Origin of the sequence: Belliella kenyensis, assembly GCF_022549675.1 — a bacterium.
Lineage (GTDB): Bacteria > Bacteroidota > Bacteroidia > Cytophagales > Cyclobacteriaceae > Belliella > Belliella kenyensis.
Genome location: NZ_JAKZGR010000008.1, coordinates 1 through 25,302 on the forward strand (window position 1 = coordinate 1; position 25,302 = coordinate 25,302).

The window sequence follows — 25,302 nt, forward strand, 5'->3', positions numbered from 1 at the left end:
AAGTGCACCAGAATTGTCTTAATCCTTGTTTTAGTGGATGTGGTACTCTGACAATGGTATTATGAAAAGTATGATATTGAGCTATTTGGTCTTAATCCTTGTTTTAGTGGATGTGGTACTCTGACTTTAAAAAGAAAGATGTAATATCTAAAAAAGATATAGTCTTAATCCTTGTTTTAGTGGATGTGGTACTCTGACTTAACTAAAAAACTAACATGAAAACATTTATAGTAACGTCTTAATCCTTGTTTTAGTGGATGTGGTACTCTGACTAAATCAGGAATAGCTGGATTAGTCCACATAAGGGTAGTCTTAATCCTTGTTTTAGTGGATGTGGTACTCTGACAATAGAGCTAAAACCATAACGATTTACTCTCGGTATTGTCTTAATCCTTGTTTTAGTGGATGTGGTACTCTGACCCCATGAAAAAGGTCTTTATAGAGGTTTTTTAAGGGGTCTTAATCCTTGTTTTAGTGGATGTGGTACTCTGACAATCTAATAAAAAAACATGAAGAAATTAGTCAAACAAGTCTTAATCCTTGTTTTAGTGGATGTGGTACTCTGACTCTCCTAATAAGAATGTACGATGGGTTAGTACAGCGTCTTAATCCTTGTTTTAGTGGATGTGGTACTCTGACACTATCGATGGAGACTCAGTGGAGACCTTCGGGTCCTGTCTTAATCCTTGTTTTAGTGGATGTGGTACTCTGACTTTTACGAAGGAGTATGAAACTCTCCACTCTGACCTGTCTTAATCCTTGTTTTAGTGGATGTGGTACTCTGACAAAGCACAATACGATGTGCAAATTAGTACTGCGAAAGTCTTAATCCTTGTTTTAGTGGATGTGGTACTCTGACTCAGGTAGACACTCCCTAACCAGACCTTATGAAGTAGTCTTAATCCTTGTTTTAGTGGATGTGGTACTCTGACAGTGGAGATAGTGGACATGTCCACTGAAGAAGGACGTCGTCTTAATCCTTGTTTTAGTGGATGTGGTACTCTGACTCCTGATATATTGGAAATAAAATTCCAATTAGATTGTCTTAATCCTTGTTTTAGTGGATGTGGTACTCTGACAATTAATTGATAGCATAAGTGAAATTGCGAATTTGGCGTCTTAATCCTTGTTTTAGTGGATGTGGTACTCTGACAAGAATTGAAAGATGAAAGCATTAAAAAGAATTGAGTCTTAATCCTTGTTTTAGTGGATGTGGTACTCTGACATAGCTCTAGGGTGTCAAATAGAAAAAAACTTATTTGTCTTAATCCTTGTTTTAGTGGATGTGGTACTCTGACACCGATCGGGATGATCGGTACAAGCATTGGGTCTCCGTCTTAATCCTTGTTTTAGTGGATGTGGTACTCTGACACAGGAACAATTATACATATAGATCCCAAGAAAGGGTCTTAATCCTTGTTTTAGTGGATGTGGTACTCTGACAAAGAATTTACTAAGCCTCAAATTCAAATATTAGGTCTTAATCCTTGTTTTAGTGGATGTGGTACTCTGACGGCTGATGGTGCGGAGATAGAGCGCTGGGACAGAGTCTTAATCCTTGTTTTAGTGGATGTGGTACTCTGACAGCTAACTCCAGTTTTGACTGAATTTCAATATGTTACAAATTAAAATCGTGTCAAAAATTTTTAGTTTTACGAAAATAAACTTCATATTCCCCGCTGAATAGTTCAAAGCTAAGCTATTTTTTGGCGTTTTCAAAAGTCTTTTTCACTCATTTTTTTCTGTTTTTTGTAAGTCTATCATCTTCCAAGCCCATTCCCTTTTACCTTTGACAGGAGCCAATACAGCTTTGCCTTTGATCCAATCATTATGCTTTAGATTCCATTCTTTTGTCAATCTAGGATCTACGAATTTGCCGTCTACAAATCCAAATGGATTGTGATCTTGCTTAGTGAATTTTCCAGTCACAGATTGCAGAAGAGCGTGTTCTTGAGTGCTATGCGCTGTAAAATGCTTGACTTGAAAAAAATCTCCTTTGCTAAAACTTCCTTCTAAAACATACACCTTCCATAATTCAGGCTTTTGGGTATATTTACCAAATCCTGCTTTCCCATTTTCTACCAAAAAACTAAACGTCTTCTTTTCTCTATTTACATGATAGACTATTACAGAAAGCTTCTTGTCAGGCTTGATACCCAATAAAGCCTCTGCTTTTGATAAATTTTCTTGGTATCGGACAGGCATAGAAACCTTACCTACATACCATTGTGCTTCCAGGTACTTTCGGTGATAAGACCTCATCCCCCAGCCATGCTGCTCACGCAGTTTGATCATTTTTTCAAGCTCCGATTTGGCACCAGCATACTGTTCCTTAGCTATCAAATATGAAATTAGTTTTTCTTGTATGTTCAAAAGGAACTCTGGTTTGGTTCTGCAAGTCATAGCCTTACACAGACAAGAGAAATAAAGATCGTCTTGTGCCTCATAGGCTTCAGCAAATACTTGCCAAACCCAAAACTCACTAGCTTTTTTCTTAGCAAAAGGCAAAAATGACCTAACCCCTGCCTGCTTATCTCCTGTACCCAAAAGTAATTTGGCTTTGAAATAGGGCACATAAAGCATCGCAGGATATTTTTCCAAAATGGGCTCTACTAGCTCTTGAATGTAATTTAAAATTTTCTCTTCAGGAGCATTTTCACGCAGCAAGGCTTTGGAATAACTAATATGTAATCGCTCTGCCAAAGAAATGATCTTCTTACCTTCCCATTCTTGCTTTTGAAAATCATCTTCCTCTAGAATATCAAAAAAGCCTGCTTTTTCAAGAAAAATGGATTGATTTTCATTTATCCAAAATTCAGGAGGCGTTTTAACCAATTCTTGTAAAAGAAGCCTACTTACTAGCTTTTTTGAAGGCTTATATCTCTCCATTAGACCATGGAGCAACTTTTTCGTCAAGGATAAGTTTGCTTTTGTATCCTTATTGAAGGATCTTAATGTATAATATACAATCCAAGAAAGTTGCTCAACATCTGGGCTCTCATTTTTCAACTCCAACTCGAAGGCTTGTTCAAACTTGCCCTCAGTGACCAATTGCTTGACATGCAGATAACCTTGATCCAAAACTTTTTGGAAATAATTCATCCTTTCATAAAGCAATTTTTCATCATCGGGCATTTGAAGTGCTAAAAATTCGCTCAAATAGTTTTTGGCTTGTGAGGTTTGCCCCGCTTGAACGTGTTTTTTGATCAGATAGTAAATAGACCAGCTGTGATTTCTCCTTGCCCAGATGTCATGCTTTCTGTTTGCAAGTTCATTTCTTGTGAGTTTATAAGACTCTTCAAATCTATTTTCTGCCCTTAACTGTTTGAGATGTTGTTGATTCATAAAAATACGGTGTTCGGTGGATCGATAATCTGTTCTATATTTACATTTTGCCCGATTAGCTTCATGCTCCTTGCATCAGAAATATTTAGTGGGACTAGGATAATACTATCTTGATTCTCATAGATATCATTGATCTCTATTAAAGTCTGCTTGATCTCTTCGAATTTTTTATGATCAGAATGTACAAGAAAAACAGACTTTTGTACCCTAACACATCCATTCTTTAGCAAGTATTTAGCTACAAGTGTTCTGACTTTATTGTTTTGGATATCATACATGATTAAATAGTTCATTGAGGTACTTTTTTGGGGTTTACCTTGGAATATGTTTAGGATTTTCTCAATCCTACCAGAAAGGGGAAGTAGTTCATCCTCTGGATTAATTGAAGTTTTTTCTTCTGGCTGAGCCAAGATTCCAGAATCTCTGATCTTCTGAATTTTGGCTTTGAGGTCAAATTCCTTTTTGGGCGGTTTAGGCATAACTTTTTATGTATCAAAACTAGCTTTCAGGTATTCAGTAAGTGTTTTGCCAAATTCTTTGTGGCTACCTGTCTTGGTGGTACCGACGATACTCACTCCCCGCTTTCCAAAAAACACATTGACTTCAGCCCAAATGTGTCCAGATCGAACTTTCACTTGTCTCCCATAAGCTATAGGCCTCACATGTTCAATTTCAGCATTGATCTCAGCTAGGAAGCTCTGCAGACTATCCATTACCCAATTTAGTTCATCGGGCTGCTCGTATTGCTTTTCTTTCGGCTTCCTAGACTTTTGTCCTGTTTTCTCTTTGATAAAAGCTAAGACCTCTGAAGGAAGGTCCTGACCTGAATTGACCTTCTCCACATTTACAGTTTCTCTTTTGACTTCTATATGTTGCTTTTCTATTTCTTTGGCTTTCTTTTCAATTTGCTCCATTTCAAAAAACGAATCTTTCTGAACAAATGCTTCTGGATGCAATGGGGTAGCCTCAGGGTTATAGTAAGCCTCTGGATCGAAGCTTACAAAACAACAACGACTCACATCATGGGTCTTAAGATCCAAAGCGGCTCCAAGCTGATATTCATGGTTGAACTGGATACAAAAAGCTTTATAAAATAAGACATAGTATGCCGAATCTGTGATTTTTGGATCAATCTTGAAAAGCACCTTTAGTCCATCACCACTTGGAGATCCAAACATCAACTCTACCCTATTATCTTTTTTCAGCTTTTCTCTTAGCGCAGCTATATCGAGATCATTTTCAGCTATATGGTCGATATCGATCAGAAATCTATCAGCAAAGAGGAAGTTTTCTTTACGCCTGACCTTGGGGTGAAACTGGGCACAGACCACATAAGGCAGTGTGGTCTTCAGTCTCCTGTATTGGGCAGGATCCATAGCTCTGATAGCTTGTAGCTTACGTTGCAAAGAAGCAACTTCACCGTTAGAATTGATCAAGGCTTTGTAAAACTTCTCTATGCTGATATCGATCAATTGATCTGCAGCTTGTGTGACATGCTTGCCTAACCTGATCATATGCTTGCATTTTGAGTGAAAAATCTAGCCAGCTTGTGCATATCATCATCAATATGAGAAATTCTGCTCAGGGATTTACCATTGAGCAGGATGATTTCTCCTAAGTAGTCATTGACAGATTGTATCAATATTCTTTTGGCAAGAGGCCCTAGCAACAAGGCTGTATCAGGCTTCTCCTGGTCAAAAGCTTCTAAGGGGAAAGCCTCTGCTAAACATAACTGTATCACTACATAGTCCATCCATGTTCTATACCTTTCGATAATATCGTATACCAGTGCAGGCCTATTATAATCATCTCTGTGAAAGACTCCGACATAAGGGTCGATTCCTGCTTTGATCAAGGCTCCTTCAATTTTCCCATAAAGAATTCCATAGGCATAATTGAGCAATGCATTAAATGGGTCTTTGGCAGGCTGTCTATCTCTAGCATCAAAACTAAAGCTAGCGGGCATAAGCTTTGCTATACTCTGAAAATATCTTTTTCCTGCTGCCCCCTCCCAGCCCCTGATGGTAGGAGCTACATCAGAGATAAACTCTCCTTCTACGTCTTTGACTTTCTTTTTGTAATCTTCTATGCTATTGATACTGGATTTGAAAAAGTTAAAAAGTTGCTGCTGATCTTCCTCTGGATGTAGGGTTAGTAAAAGCGCTACTTGTGAGTCAAGTTTTTGATAGATCAATTCTTTGACCCATGGTAAAGACGCCTTCGAATACAGAAAATTCACTTGTGCTTTCCTTATGTTACTAATGGAGCCATATTGTACACTCCATACACGCCCCTCTGGATTACCCAAATCATTCACAAAAAGTACTTCCACCTGATGTTTGATAGCCAAGATGATGGCATCACTGGTGATGCGGGCTGACTTGGAAATACTGATGCTTTTGACTATATCTGGTGGGAAGGTTTGCTTGCCTTCGGGTGTAGTAATTACAAAAAGGTTATTTTCTTTTTGTAAAGTAGCTCCGTAAGTATTGATGACTAGGTGCATGGTTATGTTGGGTTTGATGTTGACTCTCTTAACTTTTCCAAATTTTTGGAACTTTGGAAAAGTTTGTGCTTCTAACTTAGTTTAAAAACCTTCGGGGTTTATAAAACCCCAGAGGTTGGATTAGCCTATCCACCAGTCTTGAGCAAGGATCAAGCGCTCTTTGGATCTAGTAATGCCTGTATACCACCATCGGGTAAGTTCTGGTGGGTTCATGACATACATGCCCTTGTTAAGGAAAAAGTAGACTTTCTCCCATTCTCCTCCCTGGCTCTTGTGACAGGTGACTGCATAGCCAAAATTTGCCCTAAGACTGTTCAGTATATGGTCTTTTTGCATGGCGGCATAATAGGCCTCAGTCTTAGGTCGGATCTTCTTATATCGCATCCTTTGACTGAAATCTATCATCAACAAGCGTTGCTGATCTAGGCTCAAATTAGTACTGCCGTTGTGCAAAGGCTCAAGGCAAAGTAAGGTCTCGTGAGATTTGCCGCTAAGGCGGGCTCTCACTGTCACATGAATGAAACTTATCCCTTTGACATTTTCTTCATGTCCCACTTCGATAACCTCTACAAAGTCTCCATTGGTCAGGGGGACGAGGTAATTGTTTTGGGTGACCATCAGCAGGTCGCCCTTTTGAAGAGGTTTGTAGGCATTCCCATACAGGCGATTACGTACTTCTAGGTTGATTTGGTGGCAGTTTTTGTTGCTCAAGCTGATGGCTATGGTCTGATCTGATCCATTGGTCAGCAGGTCTGTGATATAAAGCTCCTTCATCCTATCAAACCCGGCTAGCTGAATCCACTGCCCGTTTCTTGCAGGTATTTTGACCCATTTGGTTTTGAAAGGAGTACTTGTCATCCTGCGGATCTGCGTGGCCAGCTTAAGTACTTCAGAGTCTTGTTTTTGCCGCAAAATCTGGGTCATTTCATAAGAAAAGACCATTTTACCCAACTTTCTGAAAAACCCCTCCATCAGCGCAGGACTTTCCAGACTCCCTACTGGAGGGAGTTGGCAGGGGTCTCCTGCAAAGATTACTTTGTTTTCCCCCACCAAAGTCAAGAAATCCGTGAGTAAATGACCCGTACCGAAGGAAGCAAAGGAGCTTTCATCATTGCGCTCATCTCCGATCATGGAAGCTTCATCTACGATATAGACCTTTTCCGAAGCTTCATCCGGTTTGCGGATTTCAAATAAGAGTCGCATCTGTCCATAGTCATCGACATTAGTTTTTTCCTTTTCAGGCGGTGCATCACCGTCTATGTCTTTGAAATGATAAAGTTCCGAGTGGAGTGTTTTGGCTGTATAGCCTGTCTTGGCACTGAGTACTGCCGCAGCCCGACCAGTGGGAGCAAGAAGTGCAAACTGTGTCTCTGACTTATCCAGGTGTTTGGCCAAATGCTGCAGTAAGCTGGTCTTACCTGTGCCAGCATAGCCCTTGAGGATAAAGAAGGCCTGCTTTGGCTCTTCTAAAAACTGCCGGATTTGGTAGAAAGCCTGTTGCTGCTGGGTGGTGAGTTGGAAATCCTGTGCCATACTCAGTAGTTTCTGAAGCGGATAAATTCAAACTTGACGTTTTTGGTACCATCAGGTAGGTCCACCGTACTTCTGTGGGTAGTAGAAGCGATGACGGTGATGCCATGATTTTTGAGCAGTTGAACCAATTCAAAAGTAAAGGTCAGCTCGCCCATCAGGTGAACAGCTTTTGGTTGGAGCGCAAGGATTTGATGCAGGTAATCTAAGGCTAAAGCCTGAATCCCTGCTTCATCCATCAAGGGGTCTATCTGCGGGAATGGGATATCTTGGATTTCCCCATATAATTTGCTGGCAAGGGATATTTGCTTAGCTGGCCAAGAAGAAGAGGGGTGGTTGGAGAGGTTGAGGAGCATGGGGTTACATTATTTTTAAAAAATGCTTATACCTTTTTTCAAGTGATTTTTTAAACGAGTCATAGTCCTTAGGATTATTTCGATATCCAGCATGGTTAATATCATTGCGTACAGAACTTTTAATATCATTTACAAGCTGTTTTAGCTTTTTAAAATTATTTAAAGAATGAATCAGGGGTATTATTTCTTTTTCAATTGAATAAAGTCTCTTGTGACTCTCCATTTTTTCTAAAGGAAAATCATCAGGAAATATTTCTGTATAGAAAAACCTATAATTTTCTGGCGAATTAGTAATGGCCGCAGATACTATTGACCTCACTTCTGAATCTTGAAAATAGATTTCCTTTTGTATTTGAATTAAGGTATAAGTAGTACAGAATTCTTCCAATAATGTGGCACCTTGTTGAATCAAACCATTTTCAACACACCATTCGACAGCATTCAACCCATTCAAAATTGAATCTTTTTTATACGAACTAAAGTGTTTCTTCACTTTATCAAGAATTAATCTTAAAGGCTCTTGGTCTTGGAAGTCTAAAACTTCTATTTCTCTCTGTATTAATAATTGTGTTTTTCCAGAAAAAATGGAAGGCCCCCTATTAACCAAAATTTCTTTGGTGAAGGTTGCAATACCATTTTTGAGATTTGATAAACCTTCTTCTTCTATCAAATCAGAAAGCATTAATCCATTACCAGTTTGTAAAAATTGATTTGCTGCACTTGCCCAACTTTGGATTTTACTAAAATAAGATAGGTTCCATACAGGCGACCAATTAACTCCATCAACAGTTTCTCTAGCATCAAAAGCCCCATAATAAATCCCTCGAATAGTAACTCCCTTCAAAAACTTAGCATAATTAAGAAGAACTAGGGCTAACATTGGTAGGGATCTAAATCCATGTGTGATATCAAAAAACACCTCATCACCTTCATTCAAATTTTCAAAAACTGAAAGAAATATATTTAGAAGCTCTCTCTCAGATTTACCATTGGAAATTTCAATATCAGAAGATGAGAAATCTGAATTGATCTGAGATAAGCAATATTTAAGACCTTCGTTGTTTGCATTTGGCAACCAGTTTTTATACGCATCTTTCGTAATGAAAATTATAGGATTTACATCAAACTCCTTTTTTAATAAAAATTTCATTAAAGCTTCTTGAACAAAAGGAGTATCATAGAAAACTTCTTTTTGTTCATCAAAATAGTATCGAGTGACTTCGTATCTTCCTATACCTAAAAACGATAAAAATATTTTTCTTGACATATACTTATTTTTTTAATTTTTAGAATTAAACTTTTCTTTTAAAACATTGATTTTATCATGAAAGCTTAAATACTCTATTGGTCTTTGATTTAAGATTGCTTCATTTCTATGAATCTTAAAATCCTCCAAAGTAATTATCTTATTAATTCCAAGATTGCTCCGTAGATGATCAAGCTGTTCTTCTGTTACTGTTTTTTCAGGAAGGGATGCCAAAATAGCTAAATACTTTTTACACTTTAAGCCAAACTTCTGTGTAAGGGACGCTAGCTTGTACATAGGCTCTTGAAATTTTTCCTTTTTGTAAATTGCATTTTTATAAACTTTACATTCAAAAACATGTAAATCATTATTGTGAACGAACATGATATCAAATTCATTATCATGCTCATACGCTACTGGACTTCCAATTTTTTTCAACCCAACGCTGTTAGAAATTTGTGAATCATCGAGCTGAAAAAGTTGCTTGAAAAAGTGGTAGCAATAAAATTCAAACCAGTTTCCTTGTAGATAATTTCGATCAGGCTCCTTGTATTCAGGATTATAAGTTTTAGCTATCTCAGGTACCCTTCCAGCTTCGCTTGCATTTAAAACCTTTTGAAAAAGTACTGAGGGTTTTGGAGTGCCTTCAAAATATGGTACCTCACTCATAATTTCAAAGCCGTAAGCATATAGATATTCATTGAGTGTCAGTTTAATCTTGGTGTTTTTTGGAATTGATATAACTTCTGGAAATAATTGCTGGTAATTAAACGCATTTATGGGCGCATAAAGCATCTTGGAATCAAAATCCATAAAATGCTGGAAGACCATTTGAGACATTAATTTATTACCGCCGGTAAGATTTATTAAGTATTCGGCATCACTTGGAAATGCATGACCTTTCAATTGATCAAAAACCAGAAGTGCATCATTGGCATCTATGATGATCGTATGACATTTTTTTTCAGGAAGTTTTAAAGCAGCTTTCAGATTTCTTGTTGCTTGCTTTTCTTCCATTTCCTGGCTCGAAATAAAATAGAAATGTGAATCAGGCTGTGTAAATTGCTTTATAAACAACAAATTAGGCACAGCCTGATCGGAGATGATGGAGACGAGGTGGGGCATAATGGGTGTTAATGTGTTAAATAAGTTGAGTTTAAAATGAGTAAGACCGTCCCAAATGGGACATCGGGACGGCAGAATTTAAAATTGATAGACTAGTTTTCAGTAAGAACTTTTTTGGTTTCACTATCTCCTATCCATTTTGATATCTTTTTATAATATTGATTACTCTCCCAGATGGAATCTTTCCATTTTATTTTTTCCTTCTCTGGTAACACTGAAAAGATTTCCTTCAATTTGGCCTTCAGAATTTCTCTGTCTTGTTCCTCCTCAAGAGGCCCATTTTTAAATTTGACCTGAAAAATCTTCATAGCCTTTTCCAAACTATCAAAGGCTCGCGAGTTCAATTTAACCGAATCCAAATTGATGGAATTGCTTCGTTTTCCTAAAATTCTTGCTTGATCAATTTCCAGATTTTTTTGTGCTATCTGATTTAGTTTTTCCTGTTTTAATTGATCTCGTTTTTCTTTGAGCATTTCAATCAGGATCTCTTTCTGACCCGAAATAATCTTCATTAACTCATTCTCAATAGACAATTTATAAGGCAAAGTAGGATCTTCCTTTCCTTTAGAAGTTAACGACTCATAATAAGATGCCTGTATTGTATGAAAAGCTTTCTTTTGTTCAATTTCCGGTGCAGAGGCTTTACCCGAAATTATTACAGGATCAACTACTTTAGAAAAATCTAGCAGTGCTAAGCTATCCTTTTTTGCCTGATTAAAGTCGTTAATCCTATTTTCCATATCCATCTTCTGATATTTCAAGATCTTATCCCCTTTCTCGGAAGGTTTGGCCATGGAAAACAACTCTTTAACCTGAGGAGAATCAATCCAGGATATCCCTTTGGGGGTTAAAGCATAGTTCATAAAACATTCAAATTCTTTCAAAAGAGAATTTAATTCATCTTTCTCTTTGTTTTGAATTGACAATGAAATCTTCCCATACCCTAGCGGTTTAGCCATTCCGATATTATGATAATAGCCCTCATTACCATGAAAGGTAAGTGCAGAAATCAACGCTCCCAGTTCTTCCTTACGCAGGTTATGGTAGGCGATTTTAAATGTGAATTTGGTCCCCTTCGCAAGAGGAGAATATTTGCTAGCCACATCTTCATTAGCCTTACCTTTGATAATCGGAGCGGGATTTGAAACAGGATCTGAAAGCCTTACCGGATATTTTTTCCAACCTCTTATTCTGCCTTTTTGATCCTTAAAAGTGAAATAGTTTCCTGATATTTTACCTTGTCCGTCCTTGATGTTTTGTTGAATGTAATTCGGGTAATAGGAAGCTTTAGGACCACCTAGCACGTCTGTTTTCTGTGGAAGTGGATGAGAACCTTCTTCTGCAAAGGCATGACTGATCATTACTCTACCTTTAAGGGAATCAAACTTATTTTTTCCGATTTTTTTGATGTACCCAAAAAGACAATCTGCGAAATCAGGTGATAGTAATTTTTCGGATTTTTGATAGTTCTGAATACTTTCTTTAACAGAGAAATTGTACGTAATCTTATAAAGTAAAGCGAGACCAATATCCAGCAGATTATTGGCTGTAGGGGCCTTTTTGTAATCCTTAAGACGGAAAAATACAGGTATTGACTTCCCTTTTAACAGTTGGGCTTTTCTCCATTTCCAATCATCTTTTTGCTGCCCTTTGTCATGATCATAATATGCATGAAACAAGTTTCTTATTATTTCATGAGGTTTGCCTTCCTCATCTTTCTCAAGAGGAATTTCAGGGTTATTATAGTTAAAGAAGATGAATTCGTATTGCTTCCCTTGGTTTTCCTTTTCTTTTCGGACTCCAGGTTGGCCAGTAAACACAATAGTGCCTTTTGTCCCTTGACCAGTTTCATCAATGATATACTTTTCCCTACCTATGCCATCTTCAGGTTCATCAACAGATTCATACTTAAATGAATATCCATCCTTTTTGAATGGGAAAGCATCATATTTTGCCTTCGCAGACTTTTTTTTGTCTGAATTAATATTGGAGCTCTGTTGATAGTATTCCGAAATTTTTGATGGACCAGAAATTAAATCCAAACTTTTATGTGAGATTCTACCCGGCCTACCACAAGGCGTTAGAAAATATTTCACTCCATCAAATCTTAACCAACCACATTGAACATCCTTTGAAATATCACTTTTTGGATAAATAACATTATTGTTAAAGTCCCTAACCGAATATTTCACATCATTGACCTTATCCTCCATCTTTCCATAGGTCATGGCTTCAATAAAATTACGAAGCATCCCTTTGATAGAGGAACCAGGGATAAAGTAATTGGATCTAAACTGATTGAAATCAGGACTAATAATATCCTTTCCGTCTTTATCTTTTTTTCGAATCTCCCCATTTCTGACGAAAATCGGACTCTTAGCTATAATTTCAACATTCAAAACTCCAGACTGGGAATCAATAAATGGTTTATCATGTGAAATTGAAGACCCCCAGTAAGGAGTTACAATATGGTCATTCAGAGGAACAAAATTGTACGGTGCAGTAATCATAGTTATTTATGGCTAGTAGTGTATTCAAATCCTTCAAAAACAATCCAAGAGGGTTTTAAGACTTCCATCCCATCGCAGAGTTCATCTTTTTCAGCTTTCCAATATTGGATAGCTTTAAATTTTTTAATACCAATATTTTCAAATGGTGCTGAAGCTAAAAAGCTAAATCGTTCAAGTTGATTTTGATCCGTATCACTCAAGTTGACTTGATGAATATGGTATTCTCCATCGATGTTTTTAATGTTAATGCACACCCCACCTTCGTCAGGACAATAGAGATACCCCTCAAGAATAAAAGGTAAAGTAGTTAACATTGAACTCTGAAGAATATCAGAATTAAAAATCTTGGGTTTGGATTCATCCGAATACCAAAGGTAACCTGAGTAGGACTTGTTGTAATCTATATCGTTTGCTGTGATTTTTTTCATTTCAGTTTTCCTTTTTTGTTCCAGTGAAAAATCCATGACCTTTTGTAGTCATACCTCCGAGAGGAATTCCACCTTGAATTAGGTCCTCAAGCGTATCTTCCCAAGCTTTTTTAATTTTTGGATCTTCCAAAGCTTCTTTTTTAACAAAAATATCTAGATCGATAGGTTGATCTTTTCCATAAAAAGCTTTCTCCTGAAAAAGCGCGCCATCTATCGCCCCACCAGTAAACCTATCAATCTTTACATGATTGAAAACCTTATCATTTTCTTTTTTGTAGGTGAGATAAACATCCTGTATGATGACATTCCCTTTTCCAGAGGATTTTTGTTCTTCCTGTGAATGGTTATTTGCAAACCCAAAAAGAGTCTTTATGGCCAAATTAGATTCTTCACTTTGGTCTCCAATTTTAAGAATTACTGCAGCTTCATCTTTGAGCTGATTTTCGAAAGAAATCCAGGATTGGGATTTAAAAGGATCAAAATCCCGGATTTTACTTTCAAGCTCCGTAAAAACATCATCAGAGGTATATAGCTCCAAATTTTCCAAACTTGCAATCGTTTTCAATTCTGTAAGAATTTTTTCCTCATCGACGGTGGCATAGGGACGATATACATCTTTTGGACTCTCGATATAGTCATCAATATTTTTACTGAAATTAAATCTTACTCTATGGGCTAATGCTCCTTTAATTGAAGTTGCAGGTATCAGGATAAACTCCTCATCTGAGATTTTAGGGCAGTGATTTACCCATGAAATAATTTTTTCTCTTTTTGTAATGTGGTCAACATCTCCATCCCCGAAACCTGCTCCAAAAATGAAAAAGTCTTTTGCCTTGAGCTGAAGCTCGTATTTTTTCCAGCCTTTTAAAGACTGACCTTTTCCTGTATTTAGTTTTACTCCATTAGGAATAGGTAAATTAAGAGAAACGGTTTTCGACAGATACGCTGTCAGATCCGAGGTTTGCGAAAGATCAAAGACACGCTGGGTACTCCTTTCATGGATAATTTTAAATTCTCCGTGACCTTTTCTTGTTCCTGCTCCTAATCTGAAGTCAGGTGTTTCCAATAACCCAAGTAGCTGTTCCCACGAGTTTTGATCTTCTTTAACACCTTTCAGTTCGATTTCAAAAACAAACCTTGTACCTTTAAAAACCAGTTCCTCATCATATTTAGCGCCTTTTTCCGCTGAGCCACTGCTATTAATTTTAACATGGTCTCTCAAAGGCAAAGCCCTAAATAATGAATAAAAAGGATCTTCGAAATCAATAGCAAGAAGACCTTCAACTACTTTTCCTTCCTTGCCTACTAATAATCCTGGACTTATGATAAGCCTACTCCCAAACCCATCTTTTGATTCTCCAGCTTTGGAATTCCCCGTTCCACTGGTACCAAATAGTTCATTTTCTAATGCTTTATCAATGGCATGGCGAAGAACTCCTGCAATTGAAGTGCCAGGTAAATAAGGCAAACCATTTCCATCTTTCGCAACCATGTTATCATTTTGAAGCCCAACTTTTCCGGAATTAATTGCAAATGCCGAATAAGCTTCAATAGTTATTTGGGCTAAAAATCTATGCGTGAGTACTTTCATGATTCTTTCTGTTTTGGCATTTCGGTTGATAACTTTTGAATAAAATCCATAGTAAAAGCCTCTCCTTTCTCTTTCTTTAAGTATTTCACTTTTTCAATAAGGACTGGCCCGGCATTTCTCCATTGATTTTCAGATCTGCCTCTATTGATAAATCCAAACTCTTCTTCAAATGTCATAGTGAAAAAAGAATCAAAGTTTTTGGATTGTTTTGCATAACCACGTATTGTACCCCACTGACTCTTACTTGGATCTAAAAGTATTTTTTTGTTTAATTCAATAAACTGATCCACTTCCTGTTTGACCTGCCTATCAAGATCAGCAAATGATCTCCTGTTTTTAAGCGCAAGCAGGAAAGATTCAGAAGCACTCCCTACATCGGGATATGAAAACAGTTGTTCTTGAGATTTTTTTGTTAAGACGGCATCTATCCTGTCAGATTCCTGCGGTAGAAATTGAGGATTAACCAAGACCTGGCCATACCCCTCAGATCTTAAGACTCCAATTCCCATAGTAAAGAAATTTTCGGGAACTGCTTCATTGATTTTAACAACGAATACGGAACCTTTTTCTATTATTATCCTGTCTGAATCTTTCGATTGTCTTTTTCCGTTCCATACTGGATATTTTCGACTCCTAACCTGCGATTTTTCCCAAATAATTTCATTTTTTTCACTACCTGTTAAATCCTTCGATGTAGGCATTGCAGTAAATAGCCCAAATTGGTCAACGAAACATAAGTCAGAAAAAGCATAAATAACAAGTTCTTCACCTGCTTCTTGGCGATAAACTAATAGTTCCGAAATCTCTTTTTCGAATTTGATATCCACCAGGCCATATTCAGCTGATTTCGATCTCCCTATTTGCTTCAACCCTTCAAGTTTTTCCCTAATAATTTCTGCATATTGGTCGGTAGAATCATGTATTGTAAAATATAGGCTGAGTCCTTTGGGAAGACTAAAATAACCGAACATTTGCCCATCTGCGGACTTCCTTTTTACCGAATCAAAGGCTGATTTGAGTTTGAAATTTTGTTCAGGTTTGAAAAGCGTTTTTTCAGACCAATTAAAATAGCCTCCTCTTGCCTGTTTCGGCTGGATTTCTTTCCCATCCTTATCTACATATTTAGCATTGGGCTTAAGATTCATTGGTAATAAAATTTCCTCTCCCAAAGATTTCCCTTTGGGAAAATAAAATGCTGCAGGAACTGGGATCATGCTGCCACCATTGATCCTGGGATACGCATTACCAAATATTACCTTTCCATTATGGAAGAGATCTGTAGCATGCCGATTATAGAGCTCTTTCGCTACTATACCCAAAAATTTTGACCCTGGTATATAATCCAAGGATTGGGATTGACCTTCCGTTGCCGCCTTGGAGGAAATAATAAGGTCGGACTCTAGTGTGCAGGTATATTGATAGATTTTCATGATTCAAACACTTTAATTTCACATCTTCCTAATCCCCTATTTCTATTAAGACCAAGGTATTTTATCATAGTGGCAGATTTGCTGAGCAGTTCATAATATTTGCTTTCAAAATCTGTAATTGCGCCATATAAGGTAAGTGGAATGGTCACTTCCATTTGGCGTAGACTTTTATCTTCTGCCACACCTAATTCATCTATTTTGGTTGAAGAAATAACCTCATAAAGAGATTCTGAAAGGCCTAGGGAGAGGATCTCTTTTGCATGTATTGAAGAAAGCTGCGCATCAGAGAAAAATAGTTTAGAGCCACTATCTTCCGAATATCCAAAAGTTCCAAAGGCTTTCTGAACCATATCTTGATCTAAGTAGGACTCTGATAAGGCAGCTAATTCCTCTGCTGCATGTCTAAAAAGCCCTTTAATTGTTTTGCCTGGAATATACGGGAGCTTATTATGATCTTTTAAAACAAGACTATCTGCTTTTGTCCCCCCTGAGAGACCAGAGCCGATATGCCAATACCCATAAAATTGAATAGAAAATTTTATTGTTTTCATTGCGGGAAGATTAAAGGGATGAAAGATTGACTACATCATAAAGATGTGTGTACGTCTTTTTGTCACGCATAAAAGGATACTCGTTTTCCAAGTGCAGGTCGGAAATTATATTTTGATAGTTTCTCTCTTTTAAGTTTTGTCTGATTCTGTCAAACATAAACTTAGCCTGAGTAGGATCATGAGGTATAACGCCAAGCCACTGACGCAGACCTGCCCGAGGAGCAGAAGGTCGCTTGATAGTTTTAATCCAAAACAGAAGTTCATCTATCGTGCTGTAGGAGTTATTTTTATCAATGAAGTAAGGGCCAAAATCGAATCGGATATGGCCATGATCAAGCATTTGATCTACAATAGCAGAATAGTCCTCTACAAAGCTTGATTGGACTTTATGGAAAATCGCAGAAGATGGTATTTTCCCCTCAATAAGATTGGACTTCGAGGATGTTTTGGCCGCGGCTGTTAAAGACTCGCTCAAATGAACTCCGTAATGAAATGGAAAATTTGGTTTTACAAAACTCACTCCAGCACATGCAGTTAGTCCTTTGCTCAGACCAAGATTTTTGTCTTCGATTTTTAGCCTTTTCTCGAGTTCAAGGAACATCGACTTTGTGTTTGCTTCGAATTTTTTGAGAAAGACGTTTGCAAAAGGAATTGCTGCATCCCCTTTAATTATCACGGTTATATCATCTCCTCCCAAAAGAATCGGTCGAATCGGAGGTTCATAGGATTCAGATTTGGAATCATTTCCAAAAATTTCTTGATACGCTTCTCTTACAGATTGTTTGGTGGCCAAATCAAGGGTTTTGGAAAACTCCCTGATAACTTCTTTTATACCATCCCCTTCAATTTTACTGTAAATCGACATGATATGAGCCCCTAATCCATTACCGTCTGCATGAATTATTCCCAACCAATTATTCCCTGAAGTGAAATCCCCCCATTCTACTGCTAGTTCGGAGTTGTCCCTTATGGCCGTGGCTTTTTTCCTTCCTGTCAAAACCTCCATTAGCTTTGACTCGCTTATTGCTGCACGCTTATGTTTATTTAACTGGCCTAAGTCTATTATTTCATCTTTTTCATACTTTACCCCCAGTCCTCCTGTTCTTCTTGCAGAAGCTCCAATTTTAAAAGGATTATAATCACCCAGAATATAGTTCGCTTTGTTTCGCTGTATCCTTAACCTATCTTCTAATGCTTGCAGAGCCTTACCATATGTTTCAAAATCATCTAGTGTGACTGTTGCCTGACTCACAGTAATCCCTGGAGCTTTCAACATCGCTTTTTTTGAAAACCCTTTCACAACTTTTTGACAGTCATCCGCTTTATTAAATTCGTATTTAATATTTCCAGCTGCACTCAAAATCAAGTCTCCCTCGTGAAACGAAATTCCATTCTCCTCAAGAAACTCTTTGAAAAAGGTACTGCTCAAATAATCAACCAATTCACTCCCCCCCACAATTTCCTTCAACTTATTGGTCTGAAAAATAAAACTTTGGATGCCCTGTATACTGGCTCCGTATAAATATTTACTCATATCGCTAATTTTTTAATTGTTGCTTTTTCTATTGTCCCAAATCCTATACTGCTACTCTTGCCTAAGCCTATACCATACGGCAGAAATACATTGGTTTTGAATATTAAATCAAAGCTTAATACCTTCTTTTTCTTTAAGTATGTCCAATTTGATTTGATTATGGAAGTAATCTTCACACTTACTGCTTCTTCAATAAACCAGTCCAAACCTTTGGCCATGGAAAGTATATTTCCGACCATCACCCTTTCCAAGAAGGCTATTTGATCAACCAAACCATCTAGACTAATGTACTTTTCATAATTCTCTCCATGTAATGGAAGCCATCTTTTGATCTGATAGGTGAAAAATTCATCACTTACTTGAAAGTTACATGTTTGAATAGATACGTTTTTTACCATAAGTGCTGTATGCTTATTTCCTATCCTTACCTGACCGATATTGTTAATGAAAAAATGATGAATCTCCTCCACCCCTTCCTTGATACAAAGAATACTTGCATGATTCCCTTCCCTTTTATATTGTATCGCTGGATACTTATAATGTAGCTTATCATCACTTAGATGATTGTGGAAAATCACATGAGATCGACCCACTGTCTCTATCACTGCTCCCCTAAATGATGGTATTTCGAAATCTTGGATGATTGTATCAAAAACTACCTTGACGATTCTAATTTGTGGCATTTGAATTCACATTCATTTACATCAGTAAACTTTTTATAACAAAACTTCTTAAATATATCAACTTCAACGTTGAAAACAAACTTAGTCGATATATCAATTTTTACTAAAAAAAGTAATTATTTACGAAGTTAAACTAAAACATTATGGATTTAAACCCAAACCTATCAGATTTAAAGTAATTCAGTTTTTTAAAAAATCTTCATTAAGAGAATAAAATAATATGGATATACGGAACTTTGCCAACAACATTACAAAATTCCGATTTATCTAACTTCCGATATTAATTGATATTGGATACTTATGGATATTGACCATTAAGAACCGGTTGAGCCAATGAATTGAAGTTGCTGGCAAAAAAGCGTATAATCTGATAAAATAATATTTAAGCTAAGTAATTAAACAGCCTTTCGAAAGTTCTTTGATCCATACACCATATGATTTTCACCTCATTTTGAATCTCCTCCCCCTCGATTTGTGTCCTCCCAAACAGAAACTACCACTCTCCTCGGTTTGTGTCCTTACAAAATGAAACACACCTAACCGTCTCCGACATGGCGCACATATTTGAAAAAAGCTCCATGCAAAACACCTCTTACCTAAAAACAAAATCAACCATTTTCATGGCTTCTTCCAGCTCTTGCTTGTTGAGGGATAAGGACTGACCTTCTTTTTCTAGGGAATGGATCAATTTTTCAGTAGCAACATTCCCAACCAGTTCATCTTTGGCCATCGGACATCCTCCAAATCCCTTCAAAGCACCATCAAATCTCAAGCATCCTGCGTGAAACGCCGCTAGAACCTTTTCTTCCACTTGATCTGGTCTTGCGTGAAAGTGTGCCCCAAACTCTATATGGGGATAAGCTTGGATATTTAACTCAAAGAGGTCTCTGATCAATTCAACATTTGCAGTACCCACTGTATCTGCAAAGGATATAATCTTAACCCCAAGTTGGTCAAGCTTCTCAATGAATTCAGCTACCATCTCAGGAGCATAAGGATCACCATAAGGATTACCAAAGCCCATGCTCAGATAAGTCACAAGTGATTTCCCTTTGACCTCTGTGAGGTTCTGAATTTCCTCTACAGCAATCAGGGCATCATTGATGGATTTGTTGGTATTGCGTTCTTGAAAAGTTTCAGAGATAGACAAGGGGAAACCCAAATAATCAATCTGTTCGAAATGTAAGGCATCTTCTGCTCCTCTAGTGTTTGCCACAATAGCCAAGAGTTTTGATTTGCTTTCGAAAAGGTCCAAGTATTCTAGTACCTCGGCAGTATCTCTCATCTGCGGCATCGCTTTAGGACTGACAAAGCTCCCAAAATCTATGGTATCGAATCCAATTTGCAATAATTGATTGATGTATGCTGCTTTGATAGCAGTATCAATAAAATTTGGGAGACCTTGCATGGCATCTCTTGGGCATTCTATGAGCTTTATCATGCCATGAAGATAAATGCATGGTGCTAGAGGCACAAGTTTTTTTCATTAATAAATAAGATCAAACAATACAAAAACCTCAAGGAAACAAAAAATAATTCCCATAAATAGAAAAGAGGATATTGTAATTGATTTATAACAACAAAAAACCTTCCAGGCTTCAATAGATTATCCCCAATAACTGACTGATAATCATTAAAAACCTGAAAGGTCTGAGGGTTTTAGACATCAACTAATACCAATTCTTCTAAAAGCATACTATAATCATCACGAAATTCTTTTAGACTACCTATGTTTAAAACACTTCCTTGGCAATCTTGTAGGTTGCATCTGCCTTGCTCATGGTATAGTAATGGAGGCATGGTGTTCCAGCAGCTATCAGTTCTTTGCTTTGTTGAATTGCCCACTCTATGCCAACTTGCTTCACGTCGGCATTACTCTTACATTTTTCCAAATCATCCATCAGCGCATCAGGAAGATCTAGAAAAAATGTCCTTGGAAGCATGGTGATCTGGCCAAGGGTAGTGATGGGTTTCAAGCCTGGAATAATCGGAATAGTAATACCTAAATCCCTGACTTTTTGCACAAACTCAAAATACTTCTGATTGTCAAAAAACATTTGGGTAACGATATATTCAGCACCTGCATCTACTTTTTCTTTCAAATATTTCAAGTCAAACTTCAAGCTCGGTGCTTCAAAATGCTTCTCTGGATAGCCTGCTACTCCGACACAGAAATCTGTATGAAAACCAGTTTCTGTCTCTTCGTGAAGATACTTCCCATTATTCATTCCGATGATTTGACTCACCAAATCCTTGGTGTAGGCATGGCCATCTGGCTCTGGAACAAACTTATTTTCACTCTTTGGTGCATCACCTCTCAGAGCGAGTACGTTTTGTACACCAATGAAGTTCAGGTCTATCAGTGCATTTTCAGTCTCTTCTTTGGTAAACCCTCCACATAGCAGGTGAGGTACAGCATCTACCTCAAAACGATTCATGATCGCTGCACAGATGCCCACGGTACCTGGACGCTTCTTAGTACTAACTTTTTCCAAAAGACCATTTGGATGTTTTTTATAGATAAATTCTTCCCTGTGGTAAGTCACATCGACAAATGGCGGATTGAACTCCATCAAAGGCTCAATTCCTACACAGAGGTCATTCAAACTCTGCCCTTTCAAGGGTGGGAGAATTTCAAAAGAAAAAAGCGTTTTCTTGGCTTGATTGATATGTTCGGTGATTTTCATAATTAAGATTCTTGTACATTAAATGATGGGGTATAAGCTAGATTTGGAGATAGCCATCTTTCTGCTTGGGCTTGACTTACTCCTTTTCTTCTGGCGTAATCTGCCACTTGATCCTCGGCGATTTTTCCAAGACCAAAATATTTGCTCTCTGGATGACCAAAATAGAATCCACTAACTGACGAAGTAGGATACATGGCAAAACTATCTGTAAGCGTAATACCGATGTTTTTCTCCACCTCTAGCAAATCAAAAAGCGTTCGCTTCTCAGAGTGTTCTGGACAAGCTGGATATCCTGGTGCTGGTCTGATTCCTGCATAAGACTCCTTGATCAATGCCTCATTATCAAGCTGTTCCTCCTTAGCATATCCCCAAAGCTCCTTCCTAACTAACTCATGCAAATACTCTGCACCAGCTTCGGCCAGCCTGTCTGCCAAGGATTTGAGCATAATGTCATTATAATCATCCCCTTTGGCTTGGAATTCCTCAAGCTTCTTCTCAATACCCCATCCAGCTGTTACTGCAAAGCCTCCCAGATAATCCGTTTTGTCTGGATGAATATAATCTGCAAGAGACCTATTGGGTACTCCTTTTCCTTTTTTGCCCTGCTGACGAAGGAAATGGAAACTCAAACCTTGCTCTGACATCACCAAATCATCACTCACACGCTGTACTGGATATAGGCCTACTACTGCTTTGGCTTGCAGCCACTTTTCAGAAATGATATTATCAAGCATGGCATTGGCTTCATTGTATAGCCTGGTAGCTTCCTCACCAACTACTTTATCATCAAGGATCTTTGGAAATTTCCCTGAAAGCATCCAAGTGCTAAAGAATGGCGTCCAATCTATATAACCTCTCAATACCTCAAGGTCAATATCATCTAGTACTGTCGTTCCAAGTTTTTTCGGAGTAAAAGGCTCAAAACTTCCCCAATCTATAAACACTGGGTTAGCTTTAGCTTCCTCGTAGGTAGCCATTTGCTTCACTTGCTGCTTGGCTTCATGCTCTATTCTTAGCTGTCTGTAAGTCTCTTTGATCTGCTTATGATAGGCCACCTTGGTTTCCTCAGAGATGGACTCTCCTGCGATAGGAACTGACTTAGAAGCATCAGTCACATGAATTACAGTACCAGAATAAACTGGGTCTATCTTCACAGCAGTATGAATCCGCGAAGTAGTAGCGCCGCCTATCAGCAATGGGATAGTCAAACCCTGTCGCTCCATCTCTGCGGCCACATATACCATTTCGTCTAAAGAAGGGGTGATCAGACCACTTAGGCCGATGATATCTACTTTGTTAGCAATGGCCTCATCGATGATTTTCTGCGCGTCGACCATCACACCCAAGTCAATGATCTGATAGCTATTGCATGCCAAAACAACACCAACAATATTCTTTCCTATATCATGAACATCACCTTTGACGGTGGCCAGCAATATTTTCTTGATACTACTTTGCTCATCACTATAGCCTTCATCTCCTGCTTTGGGCATAAATGGCTCAAGATAGGCTACTGCTTTTTTCATTACTCTAGCGGATTTCACCACTTGTGGAAGGAACATTTTCCCTTCGCCAAACAAGTCCCCAACCACATTCATCCCATCCATCAAAGGTCCCTCTATCACTTTGAGAGGGTTATTTAATTCAATTCTTGCCGCTTCTGTATCTTCTATGATATAATCCAAAATACCTTTGACTAATGCATGCTCTATCCGCTTAGATACTGACTCATCTCTCCATAGCTCAGCCGTTGCTTCCTTTTTGTCAGTGGCCTTTACTGTCTCTGCAAACTCCAGTAACTCCTCTGTAGCAGCATCATGCTTGTCAAAAAGAACATCCTCCACCTTTTTGAGTAGGTCCTTCGGAATATCATCATAGATTTCAAGCATTGTGGGGTTGACGATCCCCATATCCATACCATGTCTGATTGCATGATAGAGAAATGCCGCATGCATGGCTTCTCTCACAGGGTTGTTTCCTCTAAAAGAAAAACTCACATTACTCACTCCCCCACTTACTTTTGCTCCTAGTAAGTTTTGCTTGATCCATTGCGTAGCGTTGAAAAAATCTATGGCATTCTTTCTGTGCTCCTCCATACCTGTCGCCACTGGAAAGATATTCGGATCAAAGATGATATCTTGAGGATTGAATTTCACTTCATTGACCAAAATATCATAACTCCTTTTGCATATATCAATTCGCCTCTGATAAGTGTCAGCCTGTCCTACCTCATCAAATGCCATCACTACTACGGCAGCTCCAAACTTCTTGATCGTCTTAGCTTGGTGCACAAACTCTTCCTCACCATTTTTCAAACTTATGGAGTTTACGATTCCTTTCCCTTGCACACATTTCAGCCCAGCAAGTATGATTTCCCACCTACTGCTGTCTATCATGATAGGGATCCTGCTGATCTCTGGTTCTGAAGCGATCAAATTCAAAAATCGTTGCATAGCAACTACACCGTCCAGCATACCTTCATCCATACAGACATCCAGTATCTGTGCTCCTCCTCTCACTTGGTCTAGCGCGACCTCCAAAGCCTCATCATACTGACCATTCAGAATCAACCTTGCAAATTTTTTGGAACCTGTGATATTGGTTCGCTCCCCAATATTTACAAAATTGATCTCAGGCGTAAAAACTAGGGGTTCCAGGCCTGAAAGCTTCAATACGTTTCTATGTTTTATCTTACTCATCTGAATCGCTTAACAGTTCTAATTTCCTAGGGCCATACTTGGAAGCTAACCTCGCCAATGCTGCTATGTGATCTGGCGTCGTACCACAGCATCCTCCAAGTACGTTAATCATTCCTTCCTTTAGAAAATCCTCCACTTGGTCTGACATCTCTTGTGCATCTTGGTCATATTGCCCAAATTCATTTGGCAATCCAGCATTAGGGTATGCACTTACATAAAATGGAGCATGGTCTGCCAACACTTTCAAATATGGCCTCAACTCCTTAGCACCCAATGCACAATTGAGTCCAATGCTAAAGAGGGGTATGTGAGACACTGAAATCAAAAATGCTTCCGTGGTCTGTCCAGAAAGTGTCCTTCCTGAAGCGTCAGTTATCGTACCTGAAATCATCACAGGTATGCCACCATCTACGGGATCGAGAGGTAGTCCTCGGCTCTCAAATACATCTTGAATGGCATAAATAGCTGCCTTGGCATTCAAAGTATCAAAGATCGTCTCTACCAAAATGATATCTGAACCTCCATCAAGTAATCCTTCCACTTGCTCTTTGTATGCTTCTGCAAGCTGATCAAAGGTCACTGCTCTATATCCTGGATCATTGACATCTGGAGAAATTGACGCTGTTCTATTAGTAGGGCCAACTGCCCCAGCAACGAATCTAGGCTGATTAGGAGTTTTGGCCGAATATTCCAAAGCAACTTCTTTGGCGATTTTAGCTGATTCATAATTTATCTGATAGGCCAAATGTTCCAGCCCATAATCAGCTTGGGCAATGGTCGTACCACTGAAAGTGTTTGTTTCGATGATGTCTGCTCCTACTTCAAGGTATGCTGCATGGATAGCCTTGATCACATCAGGTCTACTCAGAGACAAAAGATCATTATTGCCTTTCAAAGCTTTGGGGTGATCAGCTAAGTCTGCGGTTCTAAAATCCTCTTCAGCAAGCTTATATCGCTGAATCATCGTCCCCATGGCTCCATCTAGAATGAGGACTCTTTGCTTGGCTTGTTTTAGGAGTATATCGGTTCTATTCATTTGCTCATTTGATTTCAAAAACTTATGCGAGCAAGAACCGGAAGA

19 protein-coding genes and 1 CRISPR repeat array are annotated in these 25,302 nt (G+C 38.3%); all 19 genes read right to left on the bottom strand.

Annotated elements, in window-relative coordinates:
- The first annotated feature begins 15 nt into the window (after positions 1–15).
- Positions 16–1,585: a CRISPR direct-repeat array (repeat unit 37 nt; unit sequence GTCTTAATCCTTGTTTTAGTGGATGTGGTACTCTGAC).
- Positions 1,586–1,728: 143 nt separating this feature from the next.
- Positions 1,729–3,345, bottom strand: a complete 1,617-nt coding sequence (locus MM214_RS09665) for a DUF7017 domain-containing protein (protein ID WP_241294764.1) — start codon at positions 3,343–3,345, stop codon at positions 1,729–1,731.
- Positions 3,342–3,824 (bottom strand): CRISPR-associated endonuclease Cas2, encoded by a 483-nt coding sequence (cas2, locus tag MM214_RS09670; protein ID WP_241294766.1) that lies wholly within the window; start codon positions 3,822–3,824, stop codon positions 3,342–3,344. The genes MM214_RS09665 and cas2 overlap by 4 nt, the downstream gene beginning before the upstream one ends.
- Before the next feature lie 6 nt (positions 3,825–3,830).
- Complete coding sequence (locus MM214_RS09675) at positions 3,831–4,859, bottom strand: CRISPR-associated primase-polymerase type B (RefSeq protein WP_241294768.1); 1,029 nt, start codon at positions 4,857–4,859, stop codon at positions 3,831–3,833.
- Positions 4,856–5,851: a CRISPR-associated endonuclease Cas1 gene (gene cas1 / locus MM214_RS09680; RefSeq protein WP_241294770.1), complete on the bottom strand. Its 996-nt coding sequence runs from the start codon at positions 5,849–5,851 to the stop codon at positions 4,856–4,858. The genes MM214_RS09675 and cas1 overlap by 4 nt, the downstream gene beginning before the upstream one ends.
- A 120-nt stretch (positions 5,852–5,971) precedes the next feature.
- Entirely contained in the window at positions 5,972–7,384 is a 1,413-nt protein-coding gene (locus MM214_RS09685; protein ID WP_241294772.1) for an ATP-dependent DNA helicase, read from the bottom strand.
- Between the two features lie 2 nt (positions 7,385–7,386).
- A complete protein-coding gene (locus tag MM214_RS09690) occupies positions 7,387–7,737 on the bottom strand; it encodes a hypothetical protein (protein WP_241294774.1) in 351 nt (116 codons plus the stop codon).
- A 4-nt stretch (positions 7,738–7,741) separates the two neighbouring features.
- Positions 7,742–9,004: a TIGR02221 family CRISPR-associated protein gene (csx2, locus tag MM214_RS09695; RefSeq protein ID WP_241294776.1), complete on the bottom strand. Its 1,263-nt coding sequence runs from the start codon at positions 9,002–9,004 to the stop codon at positions 7,742–7,744.
- 12 nt (positions 9,005–9,016) lie between these two features.
- Positions 9,017–10,108, bottom strand: a complete 1,092-nt coding sequence (locus MM214_RS09700; protein WP_241294778.1) for a Card1-like endonuclease domain-containing protein — start codon at positions 10,106–10,108, stop codon at positions 9,017–9,019.
- A 92-nt stretch (positions 10,109–10,200) separates the two neighbouring features.
- A complete protein-coding gene (locus tag MM214_RS09705) occupies positions 10,201–12,618 on the bottom strand; it encodes a TIGR03986 family type III CRISPR-associated RAMP protein (protein ID WP_241294780.1) in 2,418 nt (805 codons plus the stop codon).
- A gap of 2 nt (positions 12,619–12,620) precedes the next feature.
- Complete coding sequence (locus MM214_RS09710; protein WP_241294782.1) at positions 12,621–13,046, bottom strand: TIGR04423 family type III CRISPR-associated protein; 426 nt, start codon at positions 13,044–13,046, stop codon at positions 12,621–12,623.
- A 1-nt stretch (position 13,047) separates the two neighbouring features.
- Positions 13,048–14,637, bottom strand: a complete 1,590-nt coding sequence (locus MM214_RS09715) for an RAMP superfamily CRISPR-associated protein (RefSeq protein WP_241294784.1) — start codon at positions 14,635–14,637, stop codon at positions 13,048–13,050.
- The gene (locus MM214_RS09720; protein ID WP_241294786.1) at positions 14,634–16,067 is read right to left on the bottom strand and encodes a hypothetical protein; all 1,434 of its coding nucleotides are present in this window, start codon (positions 16,065–16,067) and stop codon (positions 14,634–14,636) included. The genes MM214_RS09715 and MM214_RS09720 overlap by 4 nt, the downstream gene beginning before the upstream one ends.
- A complete protein-coding gene (locus MM214_RS09725; protein ID WP_241294788.1) occupies positions 16,064–16,618 on the bottom strand; it encodes an RAMP superfamily CRISPR-associated protein in 555 nt (184 codons plus the stop codon). Before MM214_RS09725 ends, MM214_RS09720 begins: the two co-directional genes overlap by 4 nt.
- A 10-nt stretch (positions 16,619–16,628) precedes the next feature.
- Entirely contained in the window at positions 16,629–18,152 is a 1,524-nt protein-coding gene (locus MM214_RS09730) for a Cas10/Cmr2 second palm domain-containing protein (protein WP_241294790.1), read from the bottom strand.
- Entirely contained in the window at positions 18,149–18,835 is a 687-nt protein-coding gene (locus MM214_RS09735; protein ID WP_241294792.1) for a CRISPR-associated endonuclease Cas6, read from the bottom strand. The genes MM214_RS09730 and MM214_RS09735 overlap by 4 nt, the downstream gene beginning before the upstream one ends.
- 592 nt (positions 18,836–19,427) lie before the next feature.
- Positions 19,428–20,276 (bottom strand): hydroxymethylglutaryl-CoA lyase, encoded by an 849-nt coding sequence (locus tag MM214_RS09740; RefSeq protein ID WP_241294794.1) that lies wholly within the window; start codon positions 20,274–20,276, stop codon positions 19,428–19,430.
- 292 nt (positions 20,277–20,568) lie between these two features.
- A complete protein-coding gene (metF, locus tag MM214_RS09745) occupies positions 20,569–21,522 on the bottom strand; it encodes a methylenetetrahydrofolate reductase [NAD(P)H] (protein WP_241294796.1) in 954 nt (317 codons plus the stop codon).
- 2 nt (positions 21,523–21,524) lie between these two features.
- Entirely contained in the window at positions 21,525–24,221 is a 2,697-nt protein-coding gene (gene metH / locus MM214_RS09750) for a methionine synthase (protein ID WP_241294798.1), read from the bottom strand.
- Positions 24,214–25,257, bottom strand: coding sequence for a homocysteine S-methyltransferase family protein (locus tag MM214_RS09755; protein WP_241294800.1), 1,044 nt, complete (start codon positions 25,255–25,257; stop codon positions 24,214–24,216). Before MM214_RS09755 ends, metH begins: the two co-directional genes overlap by 8 nt.
- Positions 25,258–25,302: the final 45 nt, after the last annotated feature.